The 23,479-nt window shown below is 65.9% G+C and carries 17 protein-coding genes and 1 tRNA gene; 11 read left to right on the top strand and 7 right to left on the bottom strand.

The annotated features are described in order from the left end of the window. Positions 1–8: 8 nt before the first annotated feature. From AC1DDG_RS14115 to AC1DDG_RS14085, 7 genes are all read left to right on the top strand, one after another. A complete protein-coding gene (locus tag AC1DDG_RS14115) occupies positions 9–1,442 on the top strand; it encodes an FAD-dependent oxidoreductase (RefSeq protein WP_476876540.1) in 1,434 nt (477 codons plus the stop codon). 155 nt (positions 1,443–1,597) lie between these two features. Next, entirely contained in the window at positions 1,598–3,019 is a 1,422-nt protein-coding gene (locus AC1DDG_RS14110) for a GAF domain-containing protein (protein ID WP_476876539.1), read from the top strand. 248 nt (positions 3,020–3,267) lie between these two features. Next, a complete protein-coding gene (gene exaC / locus AC1DDG_RS14105) occupies positions 3,268–4,791 on the top strand; it encodes an acetaldehyde dehydrogenase ExaC (protein WP_476876538.1) in 1,524 nt (507 codons plus the stop codon). 159 nt (positions 4,792–4,950) lie between these two features. Continuing rightward, positions 4,951–5,973, top strand: coding sequence for an alcohol dehydrogenase AdhP (adhP, locus tag AC1DDG_RS14100; protein ID WP_230117462.1), 1,023 nt, complete (start codon positions 4,951–4,953; stop codon positions 5,971–5,973). A 15-nt stretch (positions 5,974–5,988) separates the two neighbouring features. Further along, positions 5,989–6,417, top strand: a complete 429-nt coding sequence (locus AC1DDG_RS14095) for a DUF779 domain-containing protein (protein WP_230117463.1) — start codon at positions 5,989–5,991, stop codon at positions 6,415–6,417. A gap of 352 nt (positions 6,418–6,769) precedes the next feature. Next, positions 6,770–12,271 (top strand): peroxidase family protein, encoded by a 5,502-nt coding sequence (locus tag AC1DDG_RS14090; protein ID WP_476876537.1) that lies wholly within the window; start codon positions 6,770–6,772, stop codon positions 12,269–12,271. A 223-nt stretch (positions 12,272–12,494) separates the two neighbouring features. Then, complete coding sequence (locus tag AC1DDG_RS14085; protein WP_476876536.1) at positions 12,495–14,066, top strand: APC family permease; 1,572 nt, start codon at positions 12,495–12,497, stop codon at positions 14,064–14,066. A gap of 76 nt (positions 14,067–14,142) precedes the next feature. On the opposite strand, the gene AC1DDG_RS14080 is transcribed toward AC1DDG_RS14085, so the two are convergent. From AC1DDG_RS14080 to AC1DDG_RS14070, 3 genes are all read right to left on the bottom strand, one after another. After that, positions 14,143–14,778, bottom strand: coding sequence for a DUF2461 domain-containing protein (locus AC1DDG_RS14080; protein ID WP_476876535.1), 636 nt, complete (start codon positions 14,776–14,778; stop codon positions 14,143–14,145). 125 nt (positions 14,779–14,903) lie between these two features. Then, positions 14,904–16,403 carry a catalase gene (locus AC1DDG_RS14075; RefSeq protein WP_476876534.1) on the bottom strand — a complete coding sequence of 500 codons (1,500 nt, stop codon included), beginning with the start codon at positions 16,401–16,403 and terminating at the stop codon, positions 14,904–14,906. A 25-nt stretch (positions 16,404–16,428) separates the two neighbouring features. Then, positions 16,429–16,896, bottom strand: a complete 468-nt coding sequence (locus AC1DDG_RS14070; protein WP_476876533.1) for a Fur family transcriptional regulator — start codon at positions 16,894–16,896, stop codon at positions 16,429–16,431. Between the two features lie 76 nt (positions 16,897–16,972). Between AC1DDG_RS14070 and AC1DDG_RS14065 the strand changes: the two genes are divergently transcribed. Next, positions 16,973–18,244, top strand: coding sequence for an MFS transporter (locus AC1DDG_RS14065; RefSeq protein WP_476876532.1), 1,272 nt, complete (start codon positions 16,973–16,975; stop codon positions 18,242–18,244). A gap of 75 nt (positions 18,245–18,319) precedes the next feature. Further along, the gene (gene htpX / locus AC1DDG_RS14060) at positions 18,320–19,189 is read left to right on the top strand and encodes a zinc metalloprotease HtpX (protein WP_476876531.1); all 870 of its coding nucleotides are present in this window, start codon (positions 18,320–18,322) and stop codon (positions 19,187–19,189) included. Between the two features lie 51 nt (positions 19,190–19,240). Here the strand turns inward: htpX and AC1DDG_RS14055 are convergent, their stop codons facing one another. The 4 genes from AC1DDG_RS14055 to AC1DDG_RS14040 form a co-directional block, all read right to left on the bottom strand. Next, a complete protein-coding gene (locus AC1DDG_RS14055) occupies positions 19,241–19,729 on the bottom strand; it encodes a GNAT family N-acetyltransferase (RefSeq protein ID WP_476876530.1) in 489 nt (162 codons plus the stop codon). Further along, positions 19,726–20,994, bottom strand: a complete 1,269-nt coding sequence (gene efeB, locus AC1DDG_RS14050) for an iron uptake transporter deferrochelatase/peroxidase subunit (protein ID WP_476876529.1) — start codon at positions 20,992–20,994, stop codon at positions 19,726–19,728. The genes AC1DDG_RS14055 and efeB overlap by 4 nt, the downstream gene beginning before the upstream one ends. Next, a complete protein-coding gene (gene efeO, locus AC1DDG_RS14045) occupies positions 20,991–21,941 on the bottom strand; it encodes an iron uptake system protein EfeO (RefSeq protein WP_476876528.1) in 951 nt (316 codons plus the stop codon). Before efeO ends, efeB begins: the two co-directional genes overlap by 4 nt. Before the next feature lie 252 nt (positions 21,942–22,193). After that, entirely contained in the window at positions 22,194–22,685 is a 492-nt protein-coding gene (locus AC1DDG_RS14040; protein ID WP_230117474.1) for a YajQ family cyclic di-GMP-binding protein, read from the bottom strand. A 244-nt stretch (positions 22,686–22,929) separates the two neighbouring features. Here AC1DDG_RS14040 and AC1DDG_RS14035 point away from each other — a divergent pair, with 244 nt between their 5' ends. Both AC1DDG_RS14035 and AC1DDG_RS14030 read left to right on the top strand, forming a co-directional pair. Then, the gene (locus AC1DDG_RS14035) at positions 22,930–23,184 is read left to right on the top strand and encodes a hypothetical protein (RefSeq protein WP_476876527.1); all 255 of its coding nucleotides are present in this window, start codon (positions 22,930–22,932) and stop codon (positions 23,182–23,184) included. Between the two features lie 116 nt (positions 23,185–23,300). Beyond that, positions 23,301–23,382, top strand: a tRNA-Tyr gene (locus tag AC1DDG_RS14030). Positions 23,383–23,479: the final 97 nt, after the last annotated feature.

Genomic DNA, 23,479 nt, shown 5'->3' with positions numbered 1-23,479 from the left:
GGCTCCCGGTGTCCAACTCAGCTGAATCCGCCTCCCAACGGCCGCTCCGCGTCGCGATCGTCGGCGCCGGACCCGCCGGCGTCTACGCTGCGGACATCCTCACCAAGTCCAACGAGGTGAAGGGCGGGGACGTCGAGGTCAGCATCGACCTTTTCGAGGCCTACCCGGCGCCGTACGGCCTGATCCGCTACGGCGTGGCCCCGGACCACCCGCGCATCAAGGGAATCGTGAACGCGCTGCACAAAGTGCTGGACCGCGGCGACATCCGATTCCTTGGCAACGTCACCTACGGCCGGGACCTCACCCTGCACGATTTCCGGGCCTTCTACGATGCCGTGATCTTCTCCACCGGTGCCATCAGGGACGCCGATCTGGACATCCCCGGCGTCGAGCTTGAAGGGTCCTTCGGGGGCGCGGATTTCGTGTCCTGGTACGACGGCCACCCCGACGTCCCGCGCGACTGGCCACTCGATGCCAGGGAAATCGCCGTGATCGGCAACGGCAACGTGGCGCTGGACGTGGCGCGGATGCTGGTCAAGCACGCCGACGAACTGCTCGTCACGGAGATTCCCGCCAACGTCTACGAGGGTCTGAAGAATTCGCCCGTCACGGACGTGCACGTGTTCGGCCGCCGCGGCCCGGCGCAGGTCAAGTTCACGCCGCTGGAGCTTCGCGAGCTCAGCCACGCGCGGGACGTGGACATCGTGCTGTACCCGGAGGACTTTGAGTTCGACGAAGCCTCGGACGACGCGATCCGCAGCAACAACCAGACCAAGACCATGGTGAACACCATGACCAACTGGCTCGTGGAGGAGCACGCCGAGGCCGAGCAGCCGTCCTCCCGCCGCCTGCACCTGCACTTCCTGCACAGCCCGGTAGAGATTTACGACGACGGCGGGTCCGGCCAGGTGGCCGGCATCAAGTTTGAACGCATGCAGCTGGACGGCACCGGAAACGTCAAGGGCACGGGGGAGTTCATCGACTACCCGGTCCAGGCCGTCTACCGGGCCATCGGCTACCACGGCTCCCCGCTGGACGAGCTGGAATACGATGCCAAACGCGGTGTCATCCCCAACGAGGGCGGCCGCATCCTCGACGCCGACGGCAACCCCGTTCCCGGCATCTACGCCACCGGCTGGATCAAGCGCGGGCCGGTCGGGCTCATCGGGCACACCAAGGGCGATGCCCTGGAGACCATCGGCTTCCTCCTCGAGGACCGGCTGACCCTGCCGCCGGCGAAAAACCCGGACCCGCAGGCCATCATCGACCTGCTGGAAGAGCGTGGCATCGAGTACACCACGTGGGAAGGCTGGAACAGGCTGAACGCGCACGAAGCAGCCCTCGGTGCGGCGTGGTCCGAATCCGCGGCGGCCGACGGCGTCGTGCGTGAACGCATCAAGGTAGTGCCGCGCGAGGAAATGATCGACATCTCCCGCGCCTAGCGGTCGCGCTTCTGCTGTCGCAGGTTCCACGGCCATGGCCGTGGATCGGCGACAGGGCTAGACTTGCCGGACGGAGCGACGCCCCTTGATGAGGCGTGCCCGTCGGCAGCGCCCTCAATGCGGCACTGCCCGAGAGTGTGGCACATGGGAGTTCGATGAAGAACCTGATCCAGCCGGCAGCACCCGAAGGCGACGCCGCGGCGCTGCTCCAGCGGCGCGCCCTGGCCGGCCACGAGTATCTGGACGACCAGCTGGCCGGCAGGTCCGGCGGCCACGGCTATGTCCCCGGCAGCATTCCGGAAGCCCATGCCTTTCCTGACGCCCCGGAGATTCCCGGCCTGCGCCGCCTGATCCGGGAATCATGGCAGCGCTCGGCGAAGCTGCACGCGAACCCTGACGTTCCGGAGGCGCCACTGGCCATGGACCGGGACGAGCTGGAGGAATACCGCCGCCAGCACCCGCTCGCCAGCATCATGCCCGTGATCCAGAAGCTCCTGATCCAGCCCAGCCATGACAGCGGCCTGCTGGTCGCTGTCGGTGATGAAGTGGGCCGGCTGCTCTGGGTGGAAGGCGATCCGGTGATGCAGCGCCGCGCGGAGGGCATGATGTTCGTCCCCGGTGCTGACTGGTCCGAGGCCACGGTGGGAACCAGCGCGCCCGGAACTGCGCTGGCGCTTGGCAGGGGCCTCCAGATCTCCGGCGCCGAGCACTACAAGCGTTCCGTGCACGCCTGGAGCTGCACGGCAGTCCCATTCCAGGACCCTGATTCGGGCGCCCTGCTGGGCGTCGTGGACATCACCGGCACGGAGTCGGCGGTGGCGCCGCACACCCTGTCACTCGTGGAGGCCACCGTGGCCGCCGCCCAGGCACAGCTGCGCGTCGAACGGCTCCAGCTGGCGGCGGCGCAGGCCCGGACGCCGGCACGACGGCGGAGCAACGGTTCCGCCGCCAAGTCCGGTTCCACAGCCGAAGGCAGCCTGTACCGCAACAGCCTGCAGCTGCTCGGCCGCGACCAGGCGCTGCTCAGCATTGAGGGCCGGACCGTTCCTTTGTCCGCCCGGCACAGCGAAATCCTGGCCCTGCTCAGCACGCACCCGGACGGCCTCAGCGCCGAGGAACTCAGCACCCTGCTCTATCCGGGGGACAACTCCACCATGACCCTCCGCGCCGAGATGGTGCGCCTCCGCAAGGTCCTCCAGCAGCTCAACCCCGCCGCCGTCCCCGGGTCCCGTCCCTACAAACTGACCATGGACCTCGTGCCGGACAGCGGCCAGGTACTCAGCTGCCTGCAGCGCGGCGCCCACCGCATCGCCCTCGAGATCTACCGCGGCGCCGTGCTCCCGCGGTCCGAGGCCCCCGGCGTCGTGGACCTGCGGGACCGGGTGTCCTCGCTGCTGCGCGAGGCCGTCCTGACGGACGGCAGCGCGGAGTCGCTGCTCAGGTATGCGGAACTGCCGGAGGCGAGGGACGACGTCGGCGTCCGCCTTGCCGCCCTGAAGCTCCTGCCGCCGCGCTCACCCAAGCGGGCCGCCGTCGTCGCCGATCTTGAACGGCTGGAAACCGAGCTCAGCGCCTGACGATGGTTGCGACCGTGCAGTGAGCTGGCTCCTCCCCGCCTGCCCCCCTGGCCTCGCAAGCTCGGCCAAGGAACCGTGCAGTGAGCTGGCTCCTCCCCACCTGCCCCCTGGCCTCGCAAGCTCGGCCAGGGAACCCTGCAGGCGTGGCCCCCGCTTGCAACCTTGCTGCAACCTTCCCGCTCCTAGGCTGGGTGCAACGGCGATCACCCTGCGTGTCGCCATCATGTTGCAGAGCAAAGGAGCCAGCAATGACCGTTTACGCACAGCCCGGTACCGAAGGTTCGAAGGTCACCTTCAAGGACCGCTACGAAAACTGGATCGGCGGCGAGTGGGTTGCCCCCGTCAAGGGCCAGTACTTCGAAAACATCACGCCGGTCACCGGTAAGGCATTCTGCGAAGTTGCCCGCGGCACCGCCGAGGACATCGAACTGGCACTGGACGCGGCGCACAAGATCGCACCCTCGTGGGGCAAGACGTCCGTCGCCGAACGCGCGGCGGTCCTGAACAAGATTGCCGACCGGATCGACGAGAACCTCGAAATGCTGGCCGTCGCCGAATCGTGGGACAACGGCAAGCCCATCCGCGAAACCCTGAATGCGGATATCCCCCTCGCCGCCGACCACTTCCGCTACTTCGCCTCCGCAGTCCGGGCCCAGGAAGGCCGGCTGTCCCAGCTCGACGACGACACCACGGCCTACCATTACCACGAGCCCCTTGGCGTGGTGGGCCAGATTATCCCCTGGAACTTCCCCATCCTGATGGCCGTCTGGAAGCTGGCGCCGGCCCTCGCGGCGGGCAACGCCGTGGTGCTCAAGCCCGCCGAGCAGACGCCGTCCTCCATCCTGGTCCTGATGGAACTCATCGGCGACCTCCTGCCGGCCGGCGTGCTCAACGTGGTCAACGGCTTCGGCGTGGAGGCGGGCAAGCCGCTGGCCTCCAGCCCGCGGATCCGCAAGATCGCGTTCACCGGCGAGACCACCACGGGCCGTCTGATCAGCCAGTACGCCAGCCAAAACCTGATCCCGGTCACGCTGGAACTCGGCGGCAAGAGCCCCAACATCTTCTTCAACGACGTCGCCGAGTCCAATGACGCTTTCTACGACAAGGCACAGGAAGGCTTCACGCTCTTCGCCTTCAACCAGGGTGAAGTGTGCACCTGCCCGTCCCGTGCCCTCGTCCAGGAGGATATTTACGATTCGTTCATGGCCGACGCCGTGGCCCGTGTGGAGAAGATCATCCAGGGCAACCCGCTGGACACCGAAACCCAGGTCGGCGCCCAGGCCTCCAACGACCAGCTGGAAAAGATCCTCTCCTACATCGACATCGGAAAGCAGGAGGGCGCCAAGGTGCTCACCGGTGGCGCCCGCGCCCAGCTCGACGGTGACCTGGCCGGCGGCTTCTACGTCCAGCCCACCGTCTTCGAAGGCCACAACAAGATGCGGATCTTCCAGGAGGAGATCTTCGGCCCCGTCGTGTCCGTGACGCGCTTCAGCGACTACAACGAGGCCATGGGCATAGCCAACGACACCCTCTACGGCCTCGGCGCCGGCGTCTGGTCCCGCAACGGCAACGTCGCCTACCGCGCCGGCCGCGAGATCCAGGCCGGCCGCGTGTGGGTCAACAACTACCACGCCTACCCGGCCGGCGCCGCGTTCGGCGGCTACAAGTCCTCCGGCATCGGACGCGAGAACCACGCCATGATGCTGGACCACTACCAGCAGACCAAGAACCTCCTGGTCAGCTACAACGAAAACAAGCTCGGCTTCTTCTAAGCCGCATCGACCCGGGCACTCCGACCCGGGCACCCCGAACCAGGCGGGGACGGCCCATTCCGTCCCCGCCTGCCCCACCTGGCCACCCCTCAGGAAGGCAGCACCACCCGTCACCGCACTCAGTTCAACAAATGCTCTAACGACGCAAGGATTTCGCCAATGACGACGACAATGCAAGCAGCCGTAGTAACCGAATTCGGCAAGGACCTCCAGATCCTGACCGTTCCCGTTCCGACGCCCGGCCCCGGTGAGGCGCTGGTCAAGGTTCTGACCACCGGAGTCTGCCACACCGACCTGCACGCCGCGGAGGGGGACTGGCCCGTCAAGCCCTCTCCGCCGTTCATCCCCGGCCACGAGGGCGTGGGCGAAGTGGTGGCTCTCGGAGAGGGAGTCACCGACCTCGCCATCGGAGACCTGGTAGGCAACGCCTGGCTCTGGTCCGCCTGCGGCGACTGCCAGTACTGCCGCACCGGCTGGGAAACCCTCTGTGAAGCACAGAAGAATGCCGGCTACAGCGTGGACGGCTCGTTCGGGCAGTACATGCTGGTAGACACGCGCTTTGCCGCCCGCATTCCGGCGGGTTCGGATCCGGTGGAGGTTGCGCCCGTCCTGTGCGCCGGCGTCACGGTCTACAAGGGCCTGAAGATGACTGAGACGAGGCCGGGCCAGTGGGTCACCATTTCCGGCATCGGCGGGCTGGGGCACATTGCGGTCCAGTACGCCGTGGCCATGGGCCTGCGCGTAGCGGCCGTGGACATCGCCGACGACAAGCTGGCCCTCGCCAAGGCGCACGGTGCCGAGCTCACGGTCAATGCCTTGCACGAGGACCCGGTAGAGGTCATCCAAAGGGAAACGGGCGGCTGCCACGGCGTCCTGGTCACGGCCGTCCACCCGTCCGCTTTCGGCCAGGCCATCGGCATGGCACGCCGCGGCGGCACCATCGTCTTCAACGGCCTTCCGCCCGGCGACTTCCCGGCGCCGATCTTCGAAATCGTGTTGAAGGGCCTCACCGTCCGCGGCTCCATCGTGGGCACCCGCCAGGATTTGGAGGAGGCCCTGGACTTCTACGCGCAGGGCAAGATCCATCCCACGGTGTCCGCCCGGGAGCTCTCTGAGGTCAACGCGGTCTTGGACGAGATGAAGCACGCGAAAATCGACGGCCGCGTCGTGCTGAGGTTCTGATGAGCGGAATCGGTGATGACTGAAGCCAGTCTTGACGCCGCTGTGACGCTGCCCGGGGAGGACTTCTCCCGGGTGGCGCTCACGGCCGAGTCCGTGCACCTCCTCAGGAAACTCTGGGCCCAGCACGGGCCGCTCATGTTCCACCAGTCCGGCGGCTGCTGTGACGGCTCCTCGCCGATGTGTTTCCCGGCCGGGGAGTTTCTGACCGGGGACTCCGACGTCCTGCTGGGGCGCTTTGAAATTCCCGACGGCGGTCCCGGCGCCGATGCTGAAATGGGCACCATGCCGCTGGACTTCTGGATGTCCAGGGAGCAGTTCAACTACTGGAGCCACACCCATTTGACTGTGGATGTGGTGCCGGGCCGGGGGAGCGGTTTCTCGGTCGAGGCACCGGAGGGCAAACGGTTCCTGATCCGTTCCACCCTCATGGACTGGCCGGTCTGAGCCACCTCAGACCGGATGTAATACGCCTTGGCAAATGACGCACAGGTGGGGCCGCGAACTAGCGGCCCCACCTGTGCGTTGCCGGTTAATTGACTGGTTGAAAACCCCCAATTTGGGTGGCTCAGCAGGTGAAACAGCGGCAGAGAGGTTGCTGCCACAAGGTTTTCACGGGCACACCATCGCACGATGGCACGGTTACATCCCTCCTAGCGGCAGGTGTGCCATGAAAATCTCAGCCTGGAAGTCAGACGGGGGCGCGGATCAAAGTCGATCCGCGTCACCCACCGATCCACCAACAAACCGACGTCAACGACGCAAAAAGCACGGCAAGCAGGCCATCTCCTTCCGGACGGTGGCAGCAGTAACCACGCTCATGATGCCAATCGCCATGGGACTTCCCGTGGTGGCAGCCAACGCGGTACAGGCACCGGTGGGGGAGGGTTTCACCATCACCCCCTCCGATCTCTCCTTCATCCTGAAGCAGATCAAGATCGCTGAAACCCACGTGGCCAACACGACCTCAGCCACCGGCCCCTGCGGTGCGCTGATCGGGACTGGCCCCAACCAAATCCCGAGCCCCCTGGTCTCTCAGGGGCTCCGGACGGTGGACGGGTCATGCAACAACCTTCAGGCGGGCCAGGAGACGTTCGGTGCGGCAGACCAGAAGTTCCCGCGCCTGACCACTCCGGTGTTTAAGAATGCCGAAAACTCGCCTCCCGCGTTTGGGCCTTCCCAGCCGACGTCGTACGCGCAGAAGAAGGGCAACGTCTTCGACTCCGAGCCCCGCGTGATCAGCAACCTGATCGTGGACCAGACCTCGACCAACCCGGCAGCCGTCGCCGCGGCCGGAAATCCGGTCCGGACGCAGGGCAACACCGGCGTCGTTCCCTGCACCACCGACCCGCAGCCGCTGGCCACTCCGCCCGTCGCTGGCGTTCCCGTAGACTGCGTGCCGTCCCACAGCACGCTGTTCATCGAGAACGTGACCACCGACGTGGGCCTCTCCCCGCCGTACAACTCGATGTTCACGCTGTTCGGCCAGTTCTTTGACCACGGCGTTGACCAGACCGTCAAGAGCGGCGGAACTGTCTTCGTGCCGCTGAAGGATGACGACCCGCTGATCGCAGGCCCGGACCACGTCTTCGGCAATGCGGACGACCTCGATCCGAACCTGCGCTTCATGGTGCTGACCCGGGGCCAGAACCAGCCCGGTCCGGACGGCGTCGCGGGCGACAACCCCGCAACCCCTGCCGATGAAAGCGCTGACGATATCCAGGATGCGACCAACACGGACTCGCCTTGGGTCGACCAGAGCCAGACCTACACCTCGCACCCCTCGCACCAGGTGTTCCTGCGCGAGTATGTCGACAACACCGCCGCGAGGCCGGTCGCCACGGGCAAGATGCTCGGCGGGGAATCGGGAACCAATGCGGTCAACGGCATGGCCACCTGGGCCACGACCAAGGCCCAGGCCTCGGCGCGGCTCGGCATCCAGCTGCTCGACAAGGATGTCCTGAATGTCCCGATGGTCGCCGCGGACGCGTACGGCAAGTTCATTCCCGGCCCCGCCCGCGGTCTTCCGCAGTTCGTAACAGCGACTGGGCTCGTGGAGGCCAACCGCGCCGACAACGGCGGCCTGGGCACCCTGGTGCCAGCGAACGTCAAGTACTTTGACACTCCGTTCCTGACGGACATCGCGCACAACGCGGACCCGAGTCCGCAGGACACCGACCACAACCCGTCCACTCCGCCGGTGACACCCGCGAAGGATGGCGATAGCACGGCATCTGCCGATTTCGCCAGCCAGGCACCCGGCACCTACGACGACGAGATGCTGAATGCGCACTTCATCGCCGGTGACGGCAGGGTCAACGAGAACATCGGCCTCACCACCATCCACCAGATCTTCCACTCTGAGCACGATCGGCTCGTCGACGACATCGAGAACGTCCTGACCACCGATACCACCCCCAGCGGCGTTGCGGCTTTGGCCGAGTGGAAGCTGGCTGCCGGAGCCGCCGGCTGGAACGGCGAGCGCCTCTTCCAGGCCGCACGGTTCATCACTGAGATGGAGTACCAGCACCTGGTATTCGAGGAGTTCGCCCGCAAGGTTCAGCCTGCGATCAACCCCTTTGAGCCGTTTGCGTTCACCCAGACGGAGCTCAACCCCGCGATCAAGGCGGAATTCGCCCACGCTGTGTACCGCTTTGGCCACTCCATGCTGACCGAAACGATCTCACGCAGGAACGAGGACGGCGCCGGCCCGGACACCGTTTTCGGCACGTCCGATGACACCAGGGGTAGCCAGAACGACATCTCGTTGCTCAATGGCTTCCTCAACCCGCCGGAGTACACCAATGGCGGTCCTGCCGGGCTGCTGACCTCGGAAGAGGCTGCCGGGAGCGTCATCATGGGAATGTCGGACCAGGCCGGTAACGAACTGGACGAGTTTGTGACGGACACGCTCCGCAACAACCTGCTGGGCCTGCCCCTGGACCTTCCGACGATCAACATGACCCGGGCCCGTTCTGAAGGAATTCCGCGGTTGAACGTCCTTCGCCGGGAGCTTTTCAACTCAACGAATGACGGCCAGCTGAAGCCCTACACCAACTGGGTCGACTTCGGCGAGAACCTCAAGCACCCGGAATCGCTCGTCAACTTCGTGGCTGCCTACGGTCTGCACCCGTCCATCACCGGCGCAACGACGCTGGCGGGCAAGCGGGAGGCTGCGCGGCTGATCGTCAGCCCCGCACCCGCGGATGTTCCTCCGGCTGACGCCGCGGCGTTCATGAACAGCACGGACGCCTGGGCCAACACCGGCACGAGCTCGATTACGGGCCTCGACAACGTGGACCTCTGGGTCGGCGGCCTCGCGGAGCAGACAGTTGTATTCGGCGGCCTGCTGGGCAGCACGTTCAACTACGTCTTCGAGAACCAGCTGACCAACCTGCAGAACGGCGACCGCCTGTACTACCTGGCGCGCACCCCGGGCATGAACCTCAGGGCGCAACTGGAGGGCAACTCGTTCGCCGAGATGATGATGCGCAACACGAACGTCAAGAGCCTGAAGGCCGATGCGTTCGCCACGGCGGACTGCAAATTTGAACTGAAGAAGCTGGCAGGCACCACAGCTGGCTTTGCAACCGCCGGCAACACCGTAGCAGACGACCCGGACTCAGAATGCAGTGAGGCTGATCTGCTGATCCGCATGCCCGACGGCACCATCAAGTACCGTGCAAGGAACACGGTCGACCCCTCCGGGATCAACGGACAGAGTGTCTATAACGGCACTGCGGGCGTGGACCGGATCTTCGGCGGAAACGACAGCGACACCTTCTGGGGCGGTGAAGGCAACGACGTCATCGAAGGCGGTGACGGAGCCGACGTCGCGCTCGGTGGCGAAGGTGACGACATCATCACGGACCTCGCAGGTGACGACGTCCCGAAGGGCGGACCCGGCAACGACGCGATCGACGCCGGACCCGGCCTGGACATCATCATGGGTGGAGACGGCAAAGACTTCACAAACGGTGGAGCCAACGCCAACGAGACCTTCGCCGGAGCCGGTGACGACTTCGTGATGCTCGGTGAGAGCCTTGACGCCGCATTCGGCGACAGCGGCGATGACTGGGAAGAGGGCGGCGACCAGCCGGACCTGATGCAGGGAGACAGCGGCAACCTGTTCTTCCTGGATGATTCACAGAAGCCCGGACACGACATCCTCGTCGGCCAGGGCGGCGACGACGACTACGACATGGAGGGCGGCGACGACATCGGCGTCGGCGGTCCCGGCATCGAGAAAGTCGCCGGAGCCTCCGGTTACGACTGGGAGATCGGTCAGGGCGACCCACAGGCACAGGATCTTGACCTGGCCCTGCCAATCCCCCCGCTGGACATCCTGACGGTCGGTGTCCGCGACAAGTTCAACGAGGTTGAAGCGCTCTCGGGCGGCAAACTCGACGACAAGCTTCGCGGTGACGACTTGGTTCCTAGCGCCGTAGGCGGCGCCGGGTTCATTGGATGCGACGTGCTGGATCAGGCCGGTGTGGACCGGATCGCCGGACTTGGCGACCTGGTGACGACCTTCCCGACGCTGACATCCGACGTTGTGGCCGCCTCGGCGTCCAAGGACTGCCCGCTCCTCACCGGTGCGAACGTCTGGGGCGAAGGCAACATCCTGCTCGGCGGCAGCGGAAGCGACCTTCTCGAGGGGCGCGGCGCCAACGACATTCTCGACGGCGACCGGTACCTCGGTGTTCGTCTCAGCGTCCGCACCAACGCAGCCGATCCGGCAAGCGAGGTCGGCAGCGCCAGCATTGAAGGGTTGGGGCAGAGCGCCATGGCCAGCAGGTACCTGAAGGACGCCAATGGCAACCTGACGGGACCGACGCTCCAGGAAGCTGTCTTCGCGGGAACCGTGAACCCCGGCAACATCGTGGCGGTCCGCGAGATCCTCACGGGTTCCGGCGGCACCGACTCGGCAGTATTCACCGGCGCGCAGGCCGACTACACCGTCACCACCACCGGTGGAACTGGCGTCCTTGGCTCTCCGGGGTCAACGACCACGGTGACCGACAACGTGGGCACTGACGGTACCGACACCGTGCGGAACGTCGAACGGCTGGTGTTCGCTGACACTGTCGCACCATCCGTTCCCGTCATCGGCGCGGCTGCTGCTACCGGCAGCGGCCAGGCCACGGTCAACTTCACGCCGGCAGCAGGCGGCCTTGCCACCAGCTTCGACGTGCGGGTGGTCAACGCAGCCGGAACCCAGGTAGGTGCACTTCAGACGGCTGACGCCGGTGCCACCAGCCTGGTGGTGACGGGTCTGGCCAACGGAACCGCTGTTAGGTTCCAGGTTCGGGCAGTGAACGCAATCGGCACCAGCGCCTTCTCGGGACTGTCCAACGCGGTCACGCCGTCGGCTCCTGTCCTTGCCAGCGCTCCGGCGATTGGCACGGCCACCGCGGGCAACGCCCAGGTTACGGTGAGGTGGACCGCCCCCGCGGCTGTCCCCAGCGCCGCAGTCACGCAGTTCCGGATCCGCGTCTTCGTGGGAACGAGTGCCACTCCGACCCGCGAGGTCACAGTAGGGAACGTCACGAACAGCGCGGTGGCGGCCCTGATCAACGGCACGGGATACACCTTCGACGTCTCGGCAATCAACGCAGCAGGCACGGGCGCTCCATCGGCCCGTACTCCGCTGATCACGCCGCGGACCGAGTTTGTGGCTCCGACGATCTCCGCCAGGACGCCGGCCCTCGGTGCCAAGTCCGTCAGCCAGACAGCAAACGTGACGGCCACGTTCAGTGAATCGGTCACGAACGTCGGCTCCGGAACGGTTGTTCTCCGGCTCAACGGCAGTGCAACGCCGATCCCGGCCAGTGTTACCTACAACAACGCGACGAGGACCGTCACGGTCAACCCCAACGCGACCCTCCTCGCGGACCGTACGTACAACATGGCGTTCTCCTCGATCCGTGACACGGCAGGCAACACCATGGCCGCGCCGCCGTCATGGCAGTTCACCACCGGGCCGGCCCCGACGGTGGCTTCGGTGACACCGGCGATCGGTGCAACGAACGTGGGCCGCACGGCCAACGTCACAGTCCGTTACAGCGAGCCGGTAACGAACGTCAGCACGGCCACGGTGGTCCTGAGGCGCGGCAGCCTCACGGGACCGGTCGTGACCGCAACGGTGACGTACAACGCGGCAACGAGGACGGCGACGCTCAACCCGTCGGCGACCCTCGTGGCCAACACCACATACACGATGGCCACCTCCTCGGTCCTTGACCTCGCCGGCAACCCGCTGGCGTTCCGGTCCTGGACCTTCAGGACAGGCTCCGTGTAATTCAATTGGCCGGCTGGCGGTTCCCGCAAGGGGCCGCCAGCTGTCCTCCCGGACACCACGCCCGGCCCTCCACCACACCGCGCAGCCGCAGCGCGGAGGAGGGCCGGGCGTGGTTTCGTGTGTGCCGCCGTCTCATTATTTGGGACAAATATGGCCGTCCACTGGATGGACACTATTATTGATAGGTCTGTTTCCTACCCCCAATCAGGATTGTGGATTTCCTATGAATCTTTTCCGGACCAAGTCCATCGAGCAGTCAATGGCCGACGCCGATGAACCCGGACGCAAGCTCAAGCGCTCCCTCAGCACCTGGGACTTGATGATCATGGGCGTCGCCGTTGCGGTTGGCGCCGGCATCTTCTCGGTGGGCGCCAAAGCCGCGGCGAACTTCGCCGGACCGGCTGTTACCCTCTCCTTTGCCGTGGCTGCCGTCACGTGTGCCCTGGCGATCATGTGCTACGCCGAGTTCGCGACCGCCATCCCCGTGGCCGGCTCTGCGTATGTCTTCACTTACGCCACCATGGGCGAGGTGCTGGCGTGGATCATCGGCTGGAACCTCATCCTGGAGCTGTTCACCGCCGCCGCGGTGATTGCGAAGTACTGGGGCATCTACCTCAGCAAGGTCTTCGCCCTCATGGGCGTGGAAATACCGCCCGCCATCTCCCTCGGAGGAGTTGACCTCTACTGGGGAGCGTTCCTCATCGTGGCGATCTTCACCGTGTTGCTCGTCCTCGGGACGAAGCTGTCCGCCCGCGTGGGCAACATCTTCACGCTGATCAAGATCGGCGTCGTGATATTCGTGATCGTCGTGGGCTTCAGCTACGTCAAGTTCTCCAACTACACGCCGTTCGTTCCCGCCTCGGAGCCCACCACAGGCACCGGAGCGGCCGACGTCATGAAGCAGTCCTTCTTCGGTTTCCTCACCGGCGCCGCACCCGCCCAGTACGGAACGTTGGGCATCTTCGCCGGTGCCGCCCTGGTCTTTTTTGCGTTCATCGGCTTTGACGTGGTGGCCACGTCCGCGGAAGAGGTCAAGAACCCGCAGAAGACCCTGCCGCGCGGCATCTTCGGCGGCCTGGCGCTGGTCACGCTGCTGTACATCCTGGTGTCCCTGGCCCTGACCGGAATGGTCTCGTACAAGGAGCTCTCAGCGGTCAAGAACCCGACGCTCACCACGGCCTTCGAAGCCGTGGGGAACACCGACGCCGCCAAGGTCATCGCCTTCGGCTCACTCGTGGGCCTGACCACGGTGATCATGGTGCTGCTGATGGGCCTCTCACGCGTTGTGCTGGCCATGAGCCGCGACGGACTGCTGCCGCGCTCCTTGTCCAAGACCAGCGCGAAGCGTTCGACGCCGGTCCGGCTGCAGATCATCTGTGGTGCCGCGGTGGCACTGGTAGCCGGACTCACCAACGTGGATCTGCTGGAGGAGATGATCAACATCGGCACGCTCTCCGCCTTTGTGATGGTCAGCCTCGGCATCCTGGTCCTGCGCAAGAAGCGGCCAGACCTCAAGCCTGCCTTCCGGGTTCCGTTCGGCAAAGTGCTGCCGGTTGTGTCCGCAGTGCTCTGCCTGTACCTCATGACGAACCTGGCAGTGGAGACCTGGATCTTCTTCGCCATCTGGCTTGTGATCGGCCTGGGCATCTACTTCGCGTACGGCCAGCGGCACTCGCGCCTTAACGAGAAGTTCGCCGAGGCCAAGGCAGCCGTGAACCCGGCAGCCGTGAACCCGGCAGCTGTGAACCCGGCGGCCGTGGACCCCGAAGACGACGACGCCTACACGCGGGTCTAACGCGGCCCAGTAGAGCGCGAAAGGTCACCCGGGATCTTCTTGATCCCGGGTGGCCTTTCCGATTCCCGGGCTGCCATTATGGGGCCGCATACTGGCCGACCCAGTCGACGAGCGGGCGGAGCTCTTCCCATCGGCTGGCCACCTCCCGTTTGGCGCCAGCAGTGCCGAGCCACCCGGCGTCCTTGAACGTGACTCCCGCGGACAGCGACTTGTGCTTGAGCAGCTCGGCCCGCGGGTGGTCCTTGTCGAAGCCCCGGGGCACGGTCTTGAGCTTCTCGCCCTCCACCAGGAACCCGGCAGCGGCGATCCGGTCCACGATTTTCTGCAATGCCGCGCCGCTGGCCTGGGCATCCACGGCGCTGCGGAACCGGGCAAGCTGCGCCGGCGTGTGTGAGTGGTAGCCGCCGCCGATCAGCAGACCGTCCGCGCTGACCTGGATGTAGTAGCCCACGCCTTCCTGCCGTGCGGCGAAGGCTCCCTGGGCGGTCTTGTACGGCGACTTGTCCTGCGAGAACCGGATGTCCCGGTTGGGCCGGAAGATCTTGCCCGGGCCGAACTTATCCTCCAGTTCGGCGAGCAGCAGCGCGAGCGGCTGCCTCACCTCCGTGTCATAGGTGTCCTTGTTTTCAAGCCACCATTCACGGTTGTTGTTGTTCTCCAGCTCCGCATAGAACCGGAAGGCGGCATCCGGGATGCCTTCGAATGTGTCCATACAAGGATCGTAGGGAGGCATCGTCAATACAGCCAGAGAAGGCATCGGCTATGTGGAAAAGGCCCACCCCGCCACGGAAATCCGTGACGGGGTGGGCGTGCCCGGTAAGGGCGGTAAAGCTGGGGTCAGAACTTCGCGGCCGCTTCGGCGTCCGACTCGGTCTGGGCTGCACCCAGGTTGGCGCGCAGTTTGGCGCCAAGCTCGGCGTCCACGTTGGTCCAGTACTGGATGGCGCGCTCCTTGATGCCCGGGCTCTTCACGCCGCCCACAGCACCGGTGATGGTTTCCAGCAGACGGGCCTTCTCGCCGTCGTTGTAAACCTCGCGGTACAGGGTGCCGGCCTGGCCGAAGTCGCCGTCCTCAGCGTGCAGGGAGTGCGCGGCCAGCGTCAGCGCGCCGTCGTTCTCCCAGCCGCCGGCCGGGTTCTGCGGTTCCACGGCAGCCGGGCCGCCGAGGGAGTTCGGGGCGTAGACCGGAACGGAAGGGGCGTTGAAGTGGTAGCGCCCGGCACCGTCCTGGCTGTAGTTGTTGACCTGGTTCTTGGGCAGGTTCACCGGGATCTGGGCGTGGTTGGTGCCCACGCGGTAGCGGTGCGCGTCCGCGTAGGAGAAAATGCGCGCCTGCAGCATCTTGTCCGGCGAAGCGGCGATGCCCGGCACGAAGTTCGACGGCGCGAAGGTGGCCTGCTCGATCTGCGCGAAGTAGTTCTCCGGGTTCCGGTTCAGCTCCATGGTGCCCACCTTGATCAGCGGGTAGTCAGCGTGCGGCCACACCTTGGTGAGGTCGAACGGGTTGAAGCGGTAGGTCTTGGCATCCTCGTAGGGCATGACCTGGACGTGCAGGTCCCAGGACGGGAAGTTGCCGGCGGCGATGTTTTCCTGCAGGTCGCGGATGTAGAAGTCCGCGTCCGAGCCGGCGAGAGCCTCGGCGTCGTCGCCCGTCATGGACTTCACGCCCTGGTTGGACTTGAAGTGGTACTTGACCCAGAAGCGCTCGCCCTCGGCGTTGATCCACTGGTAGGTGTGCGAGCCGTAGCCCTGCATTTCGCGCCAGGAGGCGGGCAGGCCGCGGTCACCCATGAGCCAGGTGACCTGGTGGGCGGACTCGGGGGACAGGGTCCAGAAGTCCCACTGCATGTCGGCGTCGCGCAGGTGGGTGCCCGGGAGGCGCTTCTGCGAGTGGATGAAGTCCGGGAACTTGATGCCGTCGCGGATGAAGAACACCGGGGTGTTGTTGCCCACGAGGTCGTAGTTGCCCTCGGAGGTGTAGAACTTGACCGCGAAGCCGCGGGGGTCGCGCCAGGTGTCGGGAGAGCCGTTTTCACCGGCGACCGAGGAGAACCGGATCAGCATTTCGGTCTCCACACCCGGCTGCAGGAAAGCGGCCTTGGTGTACTTGGAGATGTCCTCGGTGGTCTTGAAGCTGCCGAATGCGCCGCCGCCCTTGGCATGCACAACGCGCTCCGGGACGCGCTCGCGGTTGAACTGTGCGAGCTTTTCGACCAGGTAGTGGTCGGTCAGGATGATGGCGCCGTCGGCGCCGGTTGCCTGGGAGTGGGCGTCGGACGTGACGGGAGCACCGGACTGTGTCGTGGACACAGCGGGCGCAGAGATGTTCTGAGTCATCTTTCTCCTATTTCTTTATTACTTGTCAGTTGCGTTCAGAAGGAAGTTTTTGGGCCCGCTGGCAGTCCCCGCAGATGCCCTGGTACATGACGTCGGCGATCTGGATGGTCATGGGATGGGAGTTCTCGTTCCAGTGCGGGGTGAGGCACGGGGCGTGGCCGACCGCACAGTCAACGTCCTCCACGCGGCCGCAGCTGATGCAGATGGCGTGGTGGTGGTTGTCACCCACGCGCGTCTCGTACAGCGCGGGGGAGTGCGGCGGTTCGAAACGGCGGAGCATGTGCAGGTCGGTGAGGTCCCCGAGGACCACGTAGACGGACTGGGCGGTCAGCTCCGGAAGTTCCTTGCGTGCCGCCGCCAGAATGCTGTCCGCCGGGGAATGCGGGTGGTGTTCGACGGCGGCCAGCACCGCCAGCCGCTGTTTGGTCACCCGGCGGCCGTGGGCGCGCAGGGCCGCGGCCCAGGCTTCGTGGCTTTCCGGTTGCTCCGTCATGTCCCTATTCAACCACTTATTTTGACTAGATCACAATAAGGCGGGACTAACTCCCGTCCGCGGCTAGAGTTGCCGGGTGGGAAAACTTCTGGCTGACATCACTCCGCTGCGCGAAAGTCCGGCCTTCCGGCGGCTGTGGCTGGGTTCGGCCATCTCGAACGTGGGCAGCCAGCTCACCCTTGTGGCCGTCAGCCTGGAGGTTTACCGGCTGACGCAGGACAGCCTCTACGTGGGCCTGCTCAGCATCTTTGCCCTGGTTCCGCTGGTGCTCGGCGGACTGCTGGGCGGATCCATTGCCGATTCGCACGACCGGCGCATTGTGGCGCTGCTTTCCTCCTTGGTGCTGTGGCTGACCACGGGCGGACTCGCTCTGCAGGCCTGGCTGGGGCTGGGAAACGTGTGGCTGCTGTATCTGCTGGTGGCCGTCCAGAGCGGGGCCCAGGCCATCAACCAGCCGGCCCGCAGCGCCATCATTCCGGTGCTGGTGCGCAAGGAGCTCCTTCCGGCGGCGAATGCGCTCAGCATGATCACGTTCGGCCTGGGCATGACGGCGGGGCCGCTGCTGGCCGGCCTGCTGGTGGCGTCCGTAGGGTTTGGCTGGACCTACAGTCTGGACTTCGTGAGCTTCGCTTTCGCCTTTTGGGCATTGTTTAAGCTGCCGCCCATGCCGCCCGGCAAGGAGGCCGGCCGGGCGGGGCTGCGGTCCGTGGCGGAAGGATTTCGGTTCCTGGGCACCCGGCCCAACCTGCGCATGACATTCATCATCGACCTCGTTGCCATGATTCTTGCCCAGCCGAGGGCGCTGCTGCCCGCGGTGGGGGCCCTCATGATCGGCGGCGGCGAAACCACGGTGGGCATCCTCCTTGCGTCCACGGCCGTCGGCGCCTTTCTGGCGGGGCTGTTTTCCGGACCGCTGGGCCACATCCGGAGGCAGGGCAGGGCCGTGGTCTGGTCGGTCATGGGCTGGGGTGCCTCCATCGGAGGTTTCGGCCTGGTGGTGGTTCTCGCCGGCCGCTCCGGCTCCGGCGGCGTGACGCTGTGGCTGGTGCCCGCCGTGCTGTGCTGCGCCCTCGCGGGCATTGCGGACTCCGTGAGTGCGGTTTTCCGCACCACCATCCTGCAGTCGGCCACCCCGGACCACCTGCGCGGACGTCTCCAGGGGGTCTTCATTGTGGTGGTTGCGGGAGGGCCCCGGCTGGGCGACATGCTTGCCGGCGGCGGGACTAAAATTCTAAGTGAGGGCTGGGTCCTGCTGATCGGCGGAGTCCTGTGCATCGTGGTGGCCTGGGCGGCGGCGCGCTGTCAGTCCGGCTTCCTGACGTACGACGCCCGGAATCCCGTTCCGTAGCTGCCTTGCCGGAAGCAAGACCTCTGTGGGCAAGACCTGGAGTCCGGCCCCGACTCACGAGCAGTGGAGGCAACAGTGCACAATCACCACAACGGACTGAAGACGGCAGCGCTTTTCGGAGTGCTGTGGGCGGTTCTGCTGGCGCTTGGCGCACTGATCGGGTCCAGCATGCGCAGTGCCGCGCCCCTTTGGATCATGGCGCTGATCGGCGTCGGAACCACCGCCTACGGTTACTGGAACAGCGACAAAATCGCGCTCCGTTCGATGCAGGCCTACCCCGTGACCGAAGCGCAGGCCCCGGAGCTCTACCAAATGGTCCGGGACCTCTCCATGCGCGCCAGCCAGCCCATGCCGCGCATCTTCGTCTCGCCCACCATGGCGCCGAACGCATTCGCAACGGGGCGGAATCCCAGGAATGCGGCCGTCTGCGTGACCGAAGGCATCGTGCAGCTGCTGAGCCCCCGCGAGCTCCGCGGCGTCCTGGGCCATGAGCTCATGCACGTCTACAACCGTGACATCCTGACTTCGTCCGTGGCTGCCGCCGTGGCCGGTGTCATCACCTCGGTGGGGCAGATGCTGCTGTTCTTCGGCGGCGGTGACCGCCGCAACTCGAACCCGCTGGCCCTCATTGCCATGGCGCTGCTCGCGCCGCTCGCGGCGTCACTGATCCAGGTGGCCATCTCCCGCACCAGGGAGTACGACGCCGATGAGGACGGCTCGCAGCTCACCGGAGACCCGCTCGCGCTGGCCTCAGCCCTGCGGAAGATCCATCAGGGGGTTCAGGCAGCGCCGCTGCCGCAGGACCAGCGTCTGGTCAACACCTCGCACCTGATGATCGCCAATCCGTTCCGCGGCGGCGCGATGACCAAGCTGTTCGCTACCCACCCGCCCATGCAGGACCGCATCGCCAGGCTGGAGCGGATGGCGGGCCGGCCGCTCAACTGACCTCCCGCCGTCGTACTTCAACGGGGCGGGATGCAGGTACTGGATGCAGGCTTACCCGAACGAACGCGCGTAGCACACGGACAGCGGCTCGCCGGCGTATGGCCCGAAGTTGTCGATCGGCCGGTAGCCCTCGCGCTCGTAGAACCGGATGGCGTCCGGCTGGGCTGTCCCGGTCTCGAGCTTGAGCTCGCGCAGCCCCAGGCGGGCCGCCTCGGACTCAAGGCTGCGCAGCACCGCGGCAGCCACTCCGCTCCCGCGGTGGCCCGGCAGCACGAACATCCGCTTGATCTCCGCCGAGGCCGCGTCCAGCTGCCGCAGCGCGCCGCAGGCCACGGCCGCGCCCTGCCCGTCGCGGGCGACAAGGAAGACGGTGATGTCCTCGGCGGTGGGTGCCGAGCCGGGTTCATGGTCGTCGCAGCCGTACCGCGCGTCCAGTTCGGCCCGCTGCATGGTGCGGAGCCGCGTGCCGTCCGCTGCGTCCCATGGCTCAGCTGCCACGCTGTAGTCCACGCCGGTGTTTGCGCCCTGGGTGGTTGTCATGCCGTAAAAAGCCCTTCGCCGAAGAATCCGCCGGGCCGCACTCCGGGAGGAACAGCGAACAGGCCCGAGCCGGTGTGCTGCAGGTATTCTACGGACAGGGTGTCCTGCCGTGCCATGGCCAGCTGCATCGGCACGTAGTGCGTGCGCGGATCCTTCACGAACGCGATGAAGAACAGGCCAGCATCCAGGTGGCCCAGGCCGTCGGAGCCGTCCGTGAAGTTGTAGCCGCGCCGCAGCATGCGCACGCCGTTGTTGTGTGACGGGTGCGCCACCCGGACGTGCGATTCCCTGGCGATCAGGGTTTCCTGGTCCGGGCCCTTCGTGCCAAAGTCCGGGGCAGTGAACTCGGTGCCGCCGGAAAGCGGCGCACCTTCGGCCTTGGTCCTGCCGATCAGGCCCTCCTGCTCGCGAAGGGATGTGCGGTCCCAGATCTCTATGTGCATGCGGATGCGGCGGGCCACAAGGTAGCTGCCGCCTTCCATCCAGGCTTCGGTGGCTTTGCCGCCGCCGGGGACCCAGACGTGTGCGTCGAGGAGCCCGGTGTCCTCGGCCTTCACATTGCTGGTGCCGTCCTTGAAGCCGAAGAGGTTGCGCGGTGTCTGCTGGGACCGGGACGTAGAGGATGTGCGGCCGAAGCCGAGCTGGGACCAGCGCACGCGGGTCTTGCCGAATCCGATCCTGGCCAGGTTGCGGATGGCGTGGACCGCCACTTGGGGATCATCGGAGCAGGCCTGGACCACCAGGTCGCCGCCGGTCCGCTGCTCCTGCAGGTCGTCCCCGGGAAAATGGGGGAGATCAATCAGGGCCTCGGGGCGGCGCCCCGCCAGCCCGAACCTGCCGGTTCCGTCCTTTTCGAAGAGCGTGGAGCCGAATCCGAAGGTGAGCGTCAGCCGCGCCGCATTCAGGCCCAGGGCTTCGCCTGTATCCTCGGGCGGGGCGTCCGCAGGCCCGCCCACGGCGCCGGTGGATCCGGTTTCCCGCCCTGCCGTCAAGGCAGCGGCAGCCTCCGTCCAGTCCTTCAGCAGCTGGATGAGCTCCGCCCGGTCCTCGGTGATGACATCGAAAGCCGCCATGTGCAGCCGGTCTTGGGCCGGCGTCGTGATTCCCGACTGGCGGTCACCGTAAAAGGCGACGGTGTCATTTGCCGGGCCCGCAGCCTCGGCGACGGCGTCGTGCCCCAGGAATCCTGCGGCCAGGCCGGCGGCAGCGCCCACACCGCCGGCCCCGGCGAGGGACAACAGTCCGCGACGACTTACCTGGCTCACTGCACCACTGCCGACGTGAGCCGGGAAAGCGGTTCGCCCAGCGCATCGACCAAGGCCGCCAGTTTCTGGACCTGCGCGGGCGTGAGCTCGTCGTAGTAGGCAAAGCCGTCACCCTTGGCGTGTTTCTTGAGCTCCGTCTGAAGTGCCGCGAACTTGGTGTCGAGTTCAGTGGCCAGCCCGGCGTTCTTCTGCTGGAGCGCGGGGCGAAGGATCTCGAAGGCGGTCCGTGCGCCGTCCACGTTGGCCTGGAAGTCCCAGAGGTCCGTGTGGGACCAGGTCTCTTCTTCGCCGGTGACCTTACCGGTGGCCACCTCGTCGAGAAGTTCCTTTGCGCCGTTGCCCAGTTTGTCTGCGGTGAGAGTCACCGTTCTGGTGCGCCGGCGGAGGTCTTCCGTGTCCGCAACGAGCTGCTTGGCCAGCACTGCGCGCTCGGACGTCGTCATCGGCTGGTAGCCGGCAGGGGCGAAGAGGTCCTTCTCCGCCCGGTGCCACCCGGTCCACTGTTCGCCCGGCGCCAGGTCCGCCTCCCGGAGATCCAGCTTGGGGTCCAGATCGCCGAAGGCCTCGGCCACCGGCTCAATCCGTTCCCAGTGCATGCGGGTGGGGGCGTACAGGCTGCGGGCAGTGGCGGCATTGCCGCCCGCGAAGGCGGCGGCGAACGCTTTGGTGCCGGCCACGAGCTGGTCAGCCTGGTCCTCGACGTAGGCGGAGTACTTGGCGGCGGCGGTGTCATTGAGTTTCTGCAGGGTGGCATCGCCGGAGACATTCCCGGCAGGACTGCCGGCGGGGGAAGCGGGGGCTCCTGCGCCTACTCCCGCGCCGGCGCAGGACGTGAGGACCAGGGGAAGGAGGACTGCGCCGGCAACCAGTCCGAGTGCGGAGGTGATGCTGCGGGCGGCCGGGCCCCGGGGAGCGCGGGATTGCCGGTCAAAGTAGGGCGCGTTCATGGTGTCCTCGGGGTCTCGGTGCGGGGGCGTGGGTACCGGCCTCGTGGTCAACTGACCCTAAGTAAGGCTGGCCTAAGCAGGAGACTACCCGTGGCTGAGAATTATGCGAAATTTCCGTGCCCTAATTACGGGGGCTCGTAAGGCTGAACGTCCGTGGGCTCAGAAAAACGCATGAGGCCGGGTGTCCGCGCCAGATGTGACGCGGGCGCCCGGCCCCGGCGGTCCAGCCGAAAGGGCCGGATGTGATGCTTGCTAGCTGCGGAAGTTCACGAACTGGAGATCTGCCTCGTCAAAGTCCTTCAGCAGGGCCATGGTGGCCTGGAGGTCATCGCGGGACTTGGAGGTCACCCGGAGTTCGTCGCCCTGGATCTGGGACTTGACGGACTTGGGCGCTTCGTCGCGGATCAGCTTGTTGATCTTCTTGGCGAGATCCTGGGCGATACCCTCCTTGATGGAAGCCTCCAGCCGGAATTCCTTGCCCGAAGCGTACGGCTCACCCGTGTCCAGGGACTTGAGTGAGATCCCGCGGCGGATCAGCTTGGACTGCAGCACGTCCAGAACGGCAAGGACGCGCTCTTCAGAGTTCGCCTTCATGAGGATCTTGTCATCGCTGAAGTCAACCTCGGCCCCGACGCCCTTGAAGTCGTAGCGCTGCACCAGCTCCTTCTGCGCCTGGTTCAGGGCGTTCGCCACTTCCTGCTTGTCTACTTTGCTTACGACGTCGAATGTGGACTCGCCTGCCATGACTCTCCTCTTGATGGTGGTTGCTTTCACCCGGCCGGCGCCGGCTGTGCCCGCGCATGGACTGCGCCATTGCAAAGTTGTGCCGGCCCGGCCTGGCGTGGATATCTGCAGTCCAGCGTAGTACGGATGGGCCGGTTGTGAAGGTGAAACCCCTTTCACAGTTCTCTCATAGCGAAGGCACTGGTGGAACGAAGGTTGGCTGCGCAGAGTTGTAGGAGTTGGAAGCCGCCCCGGAAGGAATGCAATGACCCACCAGGCAGTCCGCTATGTCAGCCGATCCACCGCAGCCGCCGCCGGGGTGATCGTGACTGCAGCCACCTCGGTCACCGCCGCGGCCGTGGCCGCGTCGATCATCCTCAGCCCCGCCGCGGACGCATCATCGAGACTGGACGGCGTGCACGCGGACCTCCAGCGGGCAGTGCAGCTCCATCAGATCACCGAGGAGCAAGCTGTCCGTTTTGAAGCGAAACTCGCCGGGCGCATTCTCGGAGAAGCCTGAGTTTCCGGGCTTTTTGGGCCGTTTCCGGCTCGATTCGATTCTTCGGCAGAAGTTCTGTAAAGTTGTCTTGCCCGCGGTTACTGGAAGCAATAACCCGGGTAACTTCTTTGAAGTTCGGCAGATTACCCGAGCGGCCAAAGGGGGCTGACTGTAAATCAGCTGGCAACGCCTACGGGGGTTCGAATCCCTCATCTGCCACGCACGGGAAAACCCCGTCTGACCTGCGAAACGCAGGCCGGGCGGGGTTTTTCGTCCCTGGAGGGCCCCTACAGCCTGGTGACCCAATGAGGCACCA

The sequence above is a fragment of the Arthrobacter sp. 10L430 genome (genome assembly GCF_056395245.1).
This window is presented reverse-complemented; position numbering and strand designations above follow the sequence as displayed.

What these genes read in the sequence shown, in the direction of transcription:
- AC1DDG_RS14110 (WP_476876539.1), top strand. Translation starts at nt 1,598, where the DNA reads ATGAAGAACCTGATCCAGCCGGCAGCACCCGAAGGCGACGCCGCGGCG.
- exaC (WP_476876538.1), top strand. Translation starts at nt 3,268, where the DNA reads ATGACCGTTTACGCACAGCCCGGTACCGAAGGTTCGAAGGTCACCTTC.
- adhP (WP_230117462.1), top strand. Translation starts at nt 4,951, where the DNA reads ATGACGACGACAATGCAAGCAGCCGTAGTAACCGAATTCGGCAAGGAC.
- AC1DDG_RS14095 (WP_230117463.1), top strand. Translation starts at nt 5,989, where the DNA reads ATGACTGAAGCCAGTCTTGACGCCGCTGTGACGCTGCCCGGGGAGGAC.
- AC1DDG_RS14085 (WP_476876536.1), top strand. Translation starts at nt 12,495, where the DNA reads ATGAATCTTTTCCGGACCAAGTCCATCGAGCAGTCAATGGCCGACGCC.
- AC1DDG_RS14080 (WP_476876535.1), bottom strand. Translation starts at nt 14,778, where the DNA reads ATGGACACATTCGAAGGCATCCCGGATGCCGCCTTCCGGTTCTATGCG.
- AC1DDG_RS14075 (WP_476876534.1), bottom strand. Translation starts at nt 16,403, where the DNA reads ATGACTCAGAACATCTCTGCGCCCGCTGTGTCCACGACACAGTCCGGT.
- AC1DDG_RS14070 (WP_476876533.1), bottom strand. Translation starts at nt 16,896, where the DNA reads ATGACGGAGCAACCGGAAAGCCACGAAGCCTGGGCCGCGGCCCTGCGC.
- AC1DDG_RS14055 (WP_476876530.1), bottom strand. Translation starts at nt 19,729, where the DNA reads ATGACAACCACCCAGGGCGCAAACACCGGCGTGGACTACAGCGTGGCA.
- efeO (WP_476876528.1), bottom strand. Translation starts at nt 21,941, where the DNA reads ATGAACGCGCCCTACTTTGACCGGCAATCCCGCGCTCCCCGGGGCCCG.
- AC1DDG_RS14040 (WP_230117474.1), bottom strand. Translation starts at nt 22,685, where the DNA reads ATGGCAGGCGAGTCCACATTCGACGTCGTAAGCAAAGTAGACAAGCAG.
- AC1DDG_RS14035 (WP_476876527.1), top strand. Translation starts at nt 22,930, where the DNA reads ATGACCCACCAGGCAGTCCGCTATGTCAGCCGATCCACCGCAGCCGCC.